This is a genomic window from Escherichia sp. WS3063 (genome assembly GCF_046486595.1).
GTDB classification, from domain to species: Bacteria; Pseudomonadota; Gammaproteobacteria; order Enterobacterales; family Enterobacteriaceae; genus Escherichia; species Escherichia coli.
Genome location: NZ_JBJQKY010000025.1, coordinates 59,573 through 71,328, shown reverse-complemented (window position 1 = coordinate 71,328; position 11,756 = coordinate 59,573). Strand labels below are relative to the sequence as shown.

Sequence of the window (11,756 nt, the reverse complement as noted above, 5' to 3'; positions counted from 1 at the left end):
AAAATCGCGGAAGGGATGAAACAACAGCGCCTGACGGCGCTGTGTCTGGCATGCCTGCAATCCGGGAAACCGGACCAGGAAAAAACTTGCAGGCCATAACAGTATCTACACAAGCCATGCAATATATTGAATTTGCATGATTTTGTAGGTCGGATAAGGCGTTTACGCCGCATCCGGCATCAACAACGAGCACTTTATCAACAATCTGAAGCGGCCAGAATAGCCGCTTCTTAATTTGCCGGATGTTCCGGCAAACAAAAAATTACTTCTTCTTCGCTTTCGGGTTCGGCAGGTCAGTGATGCTACCTTCGAACACTTCTGCCGCCAGGCCCACAGACTCGTGCAGAGTCGGGTGCGCGTGGATGGTCAGTGCGATGTCTTCAGCATCACAACCCATTTCGATTGCCAGGCCGATTTCACCCAGCAGCTCGCCGCCGTTAGTACCGACAATCGCACCACCGATCACACGGTGAGATTCTTTGTCGAAAATCAGCTTGGTCATACCGTCTGCGCAGTCGGAAGCGATCGCACGACCAGAAGCAGCCCACGGGAAGGTGGCAGTTTCGTAGCTGATGCCTTTCTCTTTCGCTTCTTTCTCGGTCAGACCCACCCATGCAACTTCTGGTTCGGTATAGGCGATGGACGGGATAACTTTCGGATCGAAGTAGTGTTTCTTACCGGCGATAACTTCAGCGGCAACGTGACCTTCGTGAACACCTTTGTGTGCCAGCATCGGCTGACCGACAATATCGCCGATAGCAAAGATGTGCGGTACGTTAGTACGCAGCTGTTTGTCAACGCGGATGAAGCCACGGTCGTCCACTTCCACGCCAGCTTTGCCTGCGTCGAGGTTTTTACCGTTCGGCACACGACCAATCGCTACCAGCACGGCGTCGTAACGCTGCGGTTCAGCGGGTGCTTTTTTGCCTTCCATCGTCACATAAATACCGTCTTCTTTCGCTTCAACGGCGGTAACTTTGGTTTCCAGCATCAGGTTGAATTTCTTGCTGATACGCTTGGTGAAGACTTTAACGATGTCTTTGTCAGCTGCCGGGATAACCTGGTCGAACATTTCAACCACGTCAATCTGTGAACCCAGCGCGTGGTATACGGTCCCCATCTCCAGACCGATGATACCGCCACCCATTACCAGCAGGCGTTCTGGTACTTCTTTCAGTTCCAGCGCGTCAGTGGAGTCCCAGATACGCGGATCTTCATGCGGAATAAACGGCAGTTGGATCGGGCGAGAACCCGCTGCAATGATCGCGTTGTCGAAGTTGATCACGGTTTTGCCGTTCTCACCTTCAACTTCCAGGGTGTTAGCCCCGGTAAATTTACCCAGACCGTTGACCACTTTGACTTTGCGGCCTTTCGCCATACCAGCCAGACCACCGGTCAGCTGATTGATCACTTTCTCTTTCCAGGTACGAATCTTGTCGATATCGGTTTTCGGTTCGCCGAAGACGATACCGTGTTCAGCCAGCGCTTTGGCTTCTTCGATAACTTTTGCTACGTGCAGCAGTGCTTTAGAAGGGATACAGCCGACGTTCAGGCAAACACCGCCAAGGGTGTTGTAACGTTCTACGATTACGGTTTCCAGACCTAAATCAGCGCAACGGAAGGCAGCGGAGTAACCTGCGGGGCCTGCCCCAAGTACCACGACCTGAGTTTTGATTTCAGTACTCATCATGACCTCTATATATTTATCTCCGGCGGGTCTGACGTTTTTTTTATGACGCCCATTATCCACCGGGTCGTTCTATCCGTCGGTATTTTACAAAATTGTTAACAATTTTTAAACAACAAACGGCAACCGATTTGTCTATTCGCTAATAACCTCAATACATTCATGAGATTACCAGAAAAAAGCCGGCCGTTGGGCCGGCTCTTTTACTTACATCACCAGACGGCGAATGTCAGACAGCGTGTTGTTAATGATGGTAATGAAACGGGCACCATCAGCACCGTCGATCACGCGGTGGTCGAAGGAGAGAGAAATCGGCAGCATCAGACGCGGCACGAACTCTTTACCATTCCACACCGGCTCCATCGCGGACTTGGAAACGCCGAGGATAGCCACTTCCGGCGCGTTCACAATCGGCGCGAAGTGGGTAGTACCCAGGCCGCCGATGCTGGAGATGGTGAAGCAACCGCCCTGCATTTCGCCCGCAGTCAGCTTACCGTCACGCGCTTTCTTAGAAATAGTCATCAGCTCGCGAGACAGCTCGATGATGCCTTTCTTGTTGACGTCTTTGAATACCGGAACAACCAGACCGTTCGGGGTATCCACCGCCACACCGATGTTGATGTATTTCTTCAGGGTCAGACGCTGACCGTCTTCCGACAGCGAACTGTTGAAGCGAGGCATCTGCTCCAGTGCCGCAGCAACGGCTTTCATGATGAAGACAACTGGGGTTATCTTCACATCCAGCTTACGTTTCGCCGCTTCTTCGTTCTGCTGTTTACGGAACGCTTCCAGCTCGGTGATATCGGTTTTGTCGAAGTGAGTAACATGCGGGATCATCACCCAGTTACGGCTCAGGTTCGCACCAGAGATTTTCTGGATACGGCCCAGTTCCACTTCTTCGATTTCACCAAACTTGCTGAAGTCCACCTTCGGCCACGGCAGCATGCCCGGGATACCGCCGCCAGTCGCCGCCGGAGCCGCTTCTGCACGTTTGATAGCTTCTTTCACGTAAGCCTGAACGTCTTCGCGCAGGATACGACCTTTACGGCCAGTGCCCTTCACTTTCGCCAGGTTAACGCCAAACTCGCGTGCCAGACGGCGGATCAGCGGAGTCGCGTGAACGTAAGCGTCATTTTCAGCAAATTCAGATTTGCCTTCCGCTTTCGCAGCCGGAGCTGCTGCCGGAGCTTCAGCTTTTGCTGCCGGAGCCGGCGCTGCCGCTTCCTGTTTCGCAGGAGCTGCCGCAGGCGCTGCGCCTTCAACTTCGAAGATCATAATCAGCGAGCCAGTTTTCACTTTATCGCCAACGTTGACTTTCAGTTCCTTCACGACGCCTGCAAACGGAGCCGGAACTTCCATAGAAGCTTTATCGCCTTCTACGGTGATCAGTGACTGTTCAGCGGCAACTTTGTCGCCCACTTTCACCATCACTTCGGTCACTTCAACTTCGTCACCACCGATATCCGGAACGTTAACGTCTTTCACGCCAGCCGCTGATGCAGGGGCCGCTGCCGGAGCCGCTTCCTGTTTAGCCGCCGGAGCTGCCGCGCCTGCTTCACCCGCGACTTCGAAGACCATAATCAGCGAGCCGGTAGACACTTTGTCACCCACGTTCACTTTGATCTCTTTCACGGTGCCAGCAAACGGAGCCGGAACTTCCATAGAAGCCTTGTCGCCTTCTACGGTGATCAGCGACTGTTCAGCTTCAACTTTATCGCCAACTTTCACCAGGATTTCGGTCACTTCAACTTCGTCGCTGCCGATATCCGGAACGTTAACGTCTTTTGCCGCGGCAGCCGCTGGTGCTGCTGCCGGAGCTGCTTCTTTCTTCTCTTCTGCCTGAGCAGGTGCAGCGTCTGCTGCACCGTCGGCGGAATCGAAAATCATAATCAGTGCGCCGGTCTGGGTTTTATCGCCAACAGAGACTTTGATCTCTTTAACGATACCCGCCTGCGGAGACGGAACTTCCATAGAGGCTTTGTCGCCTTCTACGGTGATCAGCGACTGTTCGGCTTCAACTTTGTCGCCCACTTTGACCAGGATCTCGGTGATTTCAACTTCATCAGCCCCGATGTCCGGTACTTTGATTTCGATAGCCATTATTCTTTTACCTCTTACGCCAGACGCGGGTTAACTTTATCTGCATCGATGTTGAATTTGGCGATTGCGTCAGCAACCACTTTCTTATCGATTTCGCCACGTTTAGCCAGTTCGCCCAGCGCCGCTACAACCACGTAGGAAGCATCAACTTCGAAGTGGTGACGCAGGTTCTCACGGCTGTCGGAACGACCGAAGCCATCAGTACCCAGTACGCGGTAGTCGTCAGCCGGTACGTAAGTACGGACCTGCTCAGCGAACAGTTTCATATAGTCGGTAGATGCCACTGCCGGAGCGTCGTTCATCACCTGAGCGATATACGGAACGCGCGGAGTTTCCAGCGGGTGCAGCATGTTCCAGCGTTCACAATCCTGACCATCACGCGCCAGTTCGGTGAAGGATGTCACGCTATAAACGTCAGAACCTACGCCGTAATCTTTCGCCAGGATCTCAGCTGCTTCACGGACGTGACGCAGGATAGAACCGGAGCCGAGCAGCTGAACTTTACCTTTGCTACCTTCAATGGTTTCGAGTTTGTAGATACCTTTACGGATACCTTCCTCAGCACCTTCGGGCATTGCCGGCATGTGGTAGTTTTCGTTCAGCGTGGTGATGTAGTAGTAAACGTTCTCTTGTTTTTCACCGTACATACGCTCCAGACCGTCATGCATGATGACAGCAACTTCGTAAGCGTAAGCCGGGTCGTAAGAGATACAGTTCGGGATAGTCAGCGACTGAATGTGGCTGTGACCATCTTCGTGCTGCAGACCTTCGCCGTTCAGGGTGGTACGACCGGAAGTACCGCCGATCAGGAAGCCACGCGCTTGCTGGTCACCAGCCGCCCAGCACAGATCGCCGATACGCTGGAAGCCGAACATCGAGTAATAGATGTAGAACGGAATCATCGGCAGATTGTTGGTGCTGTAAGAGGTCGCCGCTGCCAGCCAGGAACACCCAGCGCCCAGCTCGTTGATCCCTTCCTGCAGAATCTGACCTTTCTCGTCTTCTTTATAGTAAGCAACCTGCTCGCGGTCCTGCGGGGTGTACTGCTGACCGTTCGGGCTGTAAATACCAATCTGACGGAACAGACCTTCCATACCGAAAGTACGCGCTTCGTCGGCGATGATCGGTACCAGACGATCTTTGATCGACTTGTTCTTCAGCATTACGTTCAGGGCACGAACGAAAGCGATAGTGGTAGAGATCTCTTTGCTCTGCTCTTCCAGCAGCGCGCCGAAGTCTTGCAGGCTCGGCAGCTCAAGCTTCTCGGTGAAGTTCGGCTGACGGCTTGGCAGATAACCGTGCAGTTTCTGACGCTGCGCGTGCAGATAGGTATGCTCTTCAGAACCTTCCGGGAAGGTGATGTACGGCAGTTTTTCGATATCGGCATCAGACACCGGCACATTGAAACGGTCGCGGATGTGACGCACGCCGTCCATGTTCATTTTCTTAACCTGGTGCGCGATGTTTTTACCTTCAGCCGCGTCGCCCATGCCGTAACCTTTAATGGTATGAGCAAGGATTACTGTCGCTTTGCCTTTGGTTTCCTGCGCTTTCTTGAATGCAGCGTAGATTTTCTTCGGATCGTGACCACCACGGTTCAGTGCCCAGATCTGCTCGTCAGTCCAGTCTGCAACCAGTGCTGCGGTTTCAGGATATTTACCGAAGAAGTGTTCACGAACGTACGCACCATCTTTCGATTTGAAGGTCTGGTAGTCGCCGTCAACGGTTTCGTTCATCAGCTGGATCAGTTTACCGCTGGTATCTTTACGCAGCAGTTCATCCCAACGGCTACCCCACATCACTTTGATCACGTTCCAGCCAGCACCTTCGAAGATGCCTTCCAGTTCGTTGATGATCTTGCCGTTACCGGTGACCGGGCCGTCAAGACGCTGCAGGTTACAGTTGATAACGAAGACCAAGTTATCCAGTTTTTCACGGGTAGCGATGGTGATCGCACCTTTGGATTCCGGTTCGTCCATTTCACCGTCGCCGAGGAACGCGTAAACGGTTTGTTTAGAGGTATCTTTCAGGCCACGGTGTTCCAGATATTTCAGGAACTTAGCCTGGTAAATAGCACCAATCGGACCCAGCCCCATAGATACGGTCGGGAACTGCCAGAATTCCGGCATCAGTTTCGGGTGCGGATAGGAAGAGAGGCCATTGCCGTGAACTTCCTGACGGAAGTTATCCAGCTGCTCCTGAGTCAGACGACCTTCCAGGAAAGCACGAGCGTAAACGCCCGGGGAGATGTGGCCCTGGAAGTAAACCAGGTCGCCGCCATCCTGCTCGTTGCGTGCACGGAAGAAGTGGTTAAAGCACACATCATAAATGGTTGCGGAAGACTGGAAGGACGCCATGTGGCCGCCCAGTTCGAGGTCTTTTTTCGACGCACGCAGAACCGTCATGATGGCGTTCCAGCGGATAGCTGAACGAATACGGCGTTCCAGTTCCAGATTACCCGGATACTCCGGTTGTTCTTCAACGGGGATGGTGTTGATGTAGTTGCTGATACCGGTGCCTGCGGCTACGTTGACACCGCCTTTGCGGGCTTCAGCAAGCAGTTGGTCGATCAGATACTGAGCACGCTCAACACCTTCTTCACGGATGACCGATTCGATCGCCTGGAGCCAGTCGCGAGTTTCGATCGGATCCACGTCATTTGGGAAACGTTCTGACATGGGTTATTCCTTATCTATCTAATAACGTTGAGTTTTCTGGAACCTGTCCCATTGAACTCTCGCCGGAAAGCTCAATAAGACAGGTTCTACGTTTAGTTGCCGCGCTTTTATATGCGCTTGATTTACAACATCTTCTGGATAATTTTTACCAGAAAAATCACTAATTCTTTCGTTGCTCCAGACGACGTAGAGAACGCTCACGGCGGCTCTCTTCACGGCTTCTGTCGAGCAAAATTTCTTCGATAAAGGCCAGATGGCGATGCGATGCTTCGCGCGCTTCTTCCGGCTTACCGGCCATAATCGCTTCAAATATGCGGGTGCGGTGACTACTCACCAGCGGCAGCATCTCGCGACGCGAATAGAGCAATTCGAAGTTCTGGCGGACATTCTGGGCCAACATCGGCTCCATACACCTTAGCAGATGAAGCAGAACCACATTGTGGGCCGCTTCGGTGACGGCAATCTGATACTGGAGTACGGCGTTTGATTCCGCGTCCAGATCGCCAGACTGCTGCGCCAGCTCTATGGCGTGGTGGAGTTCACGGATGCGTTCCTTGTCTTCATCGGTACTACGCAGCGCGGCGTAATAAGCGGCGATACCTTCCAGGGCGTGTCGTGTTTCGAGCAAGTCATACTGTGATTCAGGATGGTCGGAGAGCAGCTCCACCAGCGGATCGCTGAAGCTTTGCCATAGGCTGCTCTGGACAAAAGTGCCGCCACCCTGGCGACGAAGCAACAAACCCTTCGCTTCGAGACGTTGAATCGCCTCACGCAATGAGGGACGGGAGACGTCAAACTGTTTTGCCAGTTCGCGTTCCGGTGGGAGTTTTTCGCCCGGGCGGAGAGTGCCTTCGAGGATCAAAAACTCCAGTTGCTGCTCAATCACATCGGAGAGTTTTGGTTGGCGGATTTTGCTGTAGGCCATGAGTTCCTGTCTTAAGCCACTTGCCGAAGTCAATTGGTCTTACCAATTTCATGTCTGTGACGCTAAAGTAACAAAGTATTCACCTTATGTCCATACAGGTTTTGATTGAAATCATGAAACTGTGCACATTTTAACAACTTGACATATATAACGTTTCAAAGTTGTAACTATGCACAAATGTAGACTTTACGTAGGAAAGGGATTTTTTAACGATTATTAAACTATAAAAATCCGAATTGAACCGATTCACTTACCAATTTTGTGATTTTTAATTCAATTAAAACGAATTTAAATTCATTCTGCATATTGAGAGGGGTTGAGGCTGAGCTTTACAAACGGTTTCTTTTTAAGCAACTCATCTTCAACCATGCATAAAGCGGGTGCATTCGCTGTCACATACCATTATTCTTGATCTGACGGAAGTCTTTTTGTAACAATTCAAACTTCTTTGATGTAAACAAATTAATACAACAAACGGAATTGCAAACTTACACACGCATCACTGCGTAGATCAAAAAAACAATCACCGCACGAGGTTTCATGATGGAAGGTCAACAGCACGGCGAGCAGCTAAAGCGCGGCCTTAAAAACCGCCATATTCAGCTTATCGCGCTGGGTGGCGCGATAGGGACCGGGTTATTCCTGGGTAGCGCCTCCGTAATACAGTCCGCAGGGCCAGGGATTATCCTGGGTTACGCCATTGCTGGTTTTATCGCCTTTCTGATCATGCGTCAGCTGGGTGAAATGGTGGTCGAAGAACCTGTCGCAGGCTCCTTTAGCCACTTTGCTTATAAATACTGGGGCAGCTTTGCTGGCTTCGCTTCTGGCTGGAACTACTGGGTACTGTACGTTTTAGTTGCCATGGCAGAGCTGACTGCCGTGGGTAAATACATTCAGTTCTGGTATCCGGAAATCCCCACCTGGGTTTCTGCCGCCGTATTCTTTGTGGTGATCAACGCCATTAACCTGACAAACGTAAAAGTGTTTGGCGAGATGGAGTTCTGGTTTGCCATTATCAAAGTTATCGCGGTGGTAGCGATGATCATCTTCGGCGGCTGGCTGCTATTCAGTGGCAACGGCGGCCCGCAGGCGACCGTTAGCAACCTGTGGGATCAGGGTGGTTTCCTGCCGCACGGCTTCACCGGGCTGGTGATGATGATGGCGATTATCATGTTCTCGTTCGGTGGTCTGGAACTGGTGGGGATCACCGCAGCAGAAGCTGATAACCCGGAGCAAAGTATCCCGAAAGCAACTAACCAGGTTATCTACCGCATCCTGATTTTCTATATTGGTTCGTTAGCCGTTCTGCTCTCACTAATGCCGTGGACCCGCGTTACCGCCGATACCAGTCCGTTTGTGCTGATCTTCCACGAGTTAGGCGATACCTTTGTAGCGAATGCGCTCAATATCGTGGTACTGACTGCTGCGCTCTCCGTGTACAACAGCTGCGTATATTGCAACAGCCGTATGCTGTTCGGTCTGGCACAACAAGGGAACGCGCCAAAAGCGCTGGCGTCTGTCGATAAACGCGGCGTACCGGTTAACACTATTCTGGTGTCTGCGCTGGTTACGGCATTGTGCGTACTGATTAACTACCTTGCCCCAGAGTCCGCTTTCGGACTATTAATGGCGCTGGTGGTATCTGCACTGGTCATCAACTGGGCGATGATCAGTCTGGCGCATATGAAATTCCGTCGAGCCAAACAAGAACAAGGCGTGGTAACTCGCTTCCCTGCCCTGCTTTATCCGCTGGGTAACTGGATCTGCCTGCTGTTTATGGCGGCGGTACTGGTGATTATGCTGATGACCCCAGGAATGGCGATTTCGGTATACCTGATCCCGGTATGGCTGATCGTGTTAGGTATCGGCTATCTGTTTAAAGAGAAAACCGCCAAAGCCGTAAAAGCGCATTAATCTCTCTACGCCCTCACCCGTGCAGGGTGAGGGCAATAATCTTTACACCAACGCCCCGTAAATCGTCAGTAGCGCAATTACCACCACGACCACGAACGAGGTTTTCTTCGCCATGGAAACCGCTGCCTTTGGCGTCTCCACCTTATCGACATGCGGTTCACGCGCCAGAGAGAACTGTGCCAGACGCGTTAATACCTGATATTGCGAAGTATGGAAATCACCCAGCGAAGCAAACCAGGCCGGTAACGCTTTCTCACCATGACCGATCAAGGCATATACCACACCCGCAAGACGAACCGGCACCCAATCCAGTGCATGAAGCACGCCATCAATGCCGGACTGTAAACGATGATGCGGCGTCTGGTATCGCGCCAGCCAGTATTGCCATGCACGTAAAAACGCATACCCCATCAGCGTAACGGGTCCCCAGGTTCCCCCCACAATCAGCCAGAACAGCGGAGCAAGATAAAAACGAAAGTTAATCCACAGCAATGCATTTTGCAGCTCACGCAAATACTCACGTTCATCGCAGCCTGCCGGGACGCCGTGAATCATGGTGAGTTCGCCAGCCATCGTGGCACGGGCATGGCTATCATTACGTGAAGCAGCTGTCAGATAAGCATGATAATGAAGACGAACTTTACCTGCGCCAATACAAAGCAAACCAATCAGCAGCCACACCAGCAGCGTGGGAACGTTGAACAATACTCCCTGCAATGCGCGTAACAGTAAAAAAGTCACGCCCATCGCAATAATGGTCATGCCTAATGTGCGCCCGAGAGAAAAATGTTTCACCCGCCGAAAGAACGCTTCAAGACGATGATCAAGCTGCCAGTGCTCGCCCAACTTAAACAGGCGCTCGAAAATTAACACCAGTAAGGTTGTAAATAGCGTCATGTTGTCTCCTTGATGACCAGCGCACGAAACCGTGCCCAATCAAATGCAGGACCGGGATCGGTTTTCCGATCCGGCGCAATATCACAATGGCCCGTCATGTTATTAGCGATATCTGGATAGCGATCAATCAATGCCCGCGTAACCGCCGCAAGCTGTTGATACTGCGCATCGGTATACGCCAGCGTATCGGTGCCTTCCAGCTCAATCCCAATAGAAAAATCATTGCAGCGTTCGCGCCCCTGATACTGAGAGACTCCGGCATGCCAGGCACGTTTATCGAAAGGAACATACTGGACTATTTCACCATCGCGGCGAATCAAACAGTGAGCGGAGACGCGCAAATGGGCGATCTCAGCAAAGAAAGGATGTGCCTGCGGATCAATAGTTCCAGTGAATAATGCGTCGATCCACGGACCGCCAAACTCGCCTGGCGGCAGGCTAATATTGTGCACCACCAGCAGGGTGGGTGTTTCGTCATCCGGGCGGCAATCGTAATGTGGTGAGGGAACGCGGCGCGCGCCAACCAGCCACCCCTGTTCTAACAACATGCAGGATCTCCTTATATGTGGTGCTAATACCCGGTTCAGAGTAGCATGTTTCTACCTTATGATTCGTTAGCTATCTGGAGTTTTAACATGCCGCCTCGCCGCTATAACCCTGACACCCGACGTGACGAGCTGCTGGAACGCATTAATCTCGATATCCCCGGCGCGGTGGCCCTGGCGCTGCGGGAAGATTTAGGCGGAACAGTCGATGCCAACAATGACATTACGGCAAAACTTTTACCGGAAAACTCTCGCTCTCATGCCACAGTGATCACCCGCGAGAATGGCGTATTTTGCGGCAAACGCTGGGTTGAAGAGGTGTTTATTCAACTGGCAGGCGACGATGTCACCATAATCTGGCATGTGGATGACGGCGATGTCATCAACGCCAATCAACCCTTGTTCGAACTTGAAGGCCCATCTCGCGTGCTGTTAACGGGCGAACGAACTGCGCTTAATTTTGTGCAAACCCTTTCAGGAGTTGCCAGTAAGGTACGCCACTATGTCGAATTACTGGAAGGCACCAACACGCAGCTGTTGGATACGCGCAAAACCTTACCCGGCCTGCGTTCAGCTCTGAAATACGCGGTACTTTGCGGCGGCGGAGCGAATCACCGTCTGGGGCTTTCTGATGCCTTCCTGATCAAAGAAAACCATATTATTGCCTCCGGCTCAGTGCGCCAGGCGGTCGAAAAAGCGTCCTGGCTGCATCCAGATGCGCCAGTAGAAGTCGAAGTAGAGAATCTGGAAGAACTTGATGAAGCCCTGAAAGCAGGAGCCGATATCATCATGCTGGATAACTTCGAAACAGAACAGATGCGCGAAGCCGTCAAACGCACCAACGGCAAGGCGCTACTGGAAGTGTCTGGCAACGTCACTGACAAAACACTGCGCGAATTTGCCGAAACGGGCGTGGACTTTATCTCCGTCGGTGCGCTAACTAAACACGTACAGGCACTCGACCTATCAATGCGTTTTTGCTGATTGCTGACAGATTTATCCGCTCCATC

Annotated in this window: 8 protein-coding genes; 2 read left to right on the top strand and 6 right to left on the bottom strand. The window is 52.0% G+C overall.

The features are described from left to right. Window positions 1–262: 262 nt before the first annotated feature. From lpdA to pdhR, 4 genes are all read right to left on the bottom strand, one after another. Entirely contained in the window at window positions 263–1,687 is a 1,425-nt protein-coding gene (lpdA, locus tag ACJHYW_RS19960; protein WP_000102485.1) for a dihydrolipoyl dehydrogenase, read from the bottom strand. A 207-nt stretch (window positions 1,688–1,894) separates the two neighbouring features. Continuing rightward, entirely contained in the window at window positions 1,895–3,787 is a 1,893-nt protein-coding gene (aceF, locus tag ACJHYW_RS19955; protein ID WP_000963532.1) for a pyruvate dehydrogenase complex dihydrolipoyllysine-residue acetyltransferase, read from the bottom strand. A 14-nt stretch (window positions 3,788–3,801) separates the two neighbouring features. Continuing rightward, entirely contained in the window at window positions 3,802–6,465 is a 2,664-nt protein-coding gene (aceE, locus tag ACJHYW_RS19950) for a pyruvate dehydrogenase (acetyl-transferring), homodimeric type (protein ID WP_000003820.1), read from the bottom strand. Window positions 6,466–6,625: 160 nt separating this feature from the next. Continuing rightward, window positions 6,626–7,390, bottom strand: coding sequence for a pyruvate dehydrogenase complex transcriptional repressor PdhR (gene pdhR, locus ACJHYW_RS19945; protein ID WP_000331776.1), 765 nt, complete (start codon window positions 7,388–7,390; stop codon window positions 6,626–6,628). Between the two features lie 540 nt (window positions 7,391–7,930). On the opposite strand from pdhR, the gene aroP reads away from it, so the two are divergent. After that, window positions 7,931–9,304: an aromatic amino acid transporter AroP gene (gene aroP, locus ACJHYW_RS19940; RefSeq protein ID WP_000969915.1), complete on the top strand. Its 1,374-nt coding sequence runs from the start codon at window positions 7,931–7,933 to the stop codon at window positions 9,302–9,304. Between the two features lie 42 nt (window positions 9,305–9,346). On the opposite strand, the gene ampE is transcribed toward aroP, so the two are convergent. Continuing rightward, on the bottom strand, window positions 9,347–10,201 hold the full coding sequence (gene ampE / locus ACJHYW_RS19935) for a beta-lactamase regulator AmpE (protein WP_000172009.1): 855 nt from the start codon (window positions 10,199–10,201) through the stop codon (window positions 9,347–9,349). Continuing rightward, window positions 10,198–10,749: a 1,6-anhydro-N-acetylmuramyl-L-alanine amidase AmpD gene (ampD, locus tag ACJHYW_RS19930; protein WP_000923725.1), complete on the bottom strand. Its 552-nt coding sequence runs from the start codon at window positions 10,747–10,749 to the stop codon at window positions 10,198–10,200. The genes ampE and ampD overlap by 4 nt, the downstream gene beginning before the upstream one ends. An 87-nt stretch (window positions 10,750–10,836) precedes the next feature. Here ampD and nadC point away from each other — a divergent pair, with 87 nt between their 5' ends. After that, entirely contained in the window at window positions 10,837–11,730 is an 894-nt protein-coding gene (nadC, locus tag ACJHYW_RS19925; RefSeq protein WP_001135147.1) for a carboxylating nicotinate-nucleotide diphosphorylase, read from the top strand. Window positions 11,731–11,756: the final 26 nt, after the last annotated feature.

Excerpts from the sequence above, each read along its gene's own strand:
- lpdA (WP_000102485.1), bottom strand. The coding sequence starts at position 1,687 with ATGAGTACTGAAATCAAAACTCAGGTCGTGGTACTTGGGGCAGGCCCC.
- aceF (WP_000963532.1), bottom strand. The coding sequence starts at position 3,787 with ATGGCTATCGAAATCAAAGTACCGGACATCGGGGCTGATGAAGTTGAA.
- aceE (WP_000003820.1), bottom strand. The coding sequence starts at position 6,465 with ATGTCAGAACGTTTCCCAAATGACGTGGATCCGATCGAAACTCGCGAC.
- pdhR (WP_000331776.1), bottom strand. The coding sequence starts at position 7,390 with ATGGCCTACAGCAAAATCCGCCAACCAAAACTCTCCGATGTGATTGAG.
- aroP (WP_000969915.1), top strand. The coding sequence starts at position 7,931 with ATGATGGAAGGTCAACAGCACGGCGAGCAGCTAAAGCGCGGCCTTAAA.
- ampE (WP_000172009.1), bottom strand. The coding sequence starts at position 10,201 with ATGACGCTATTTACAACCTTACTGGTGTTAATTTTCGAGCGCCTGTTT.
- ampD (WP_000923725.1), bottom strand. The coding sequence starts at position 10,749 with ATGTTGTTAGAACAGGGGTGGCTGGTTGGCGCGCGCCGCGTTCCCTCA.
- nadC (WP_001135147.1), top strand. The coding sequence starts at position 10,837 with ATGCCGCCTCGCCGCTATAACCCTGACACCCGACGTGACGAGCTGCTG.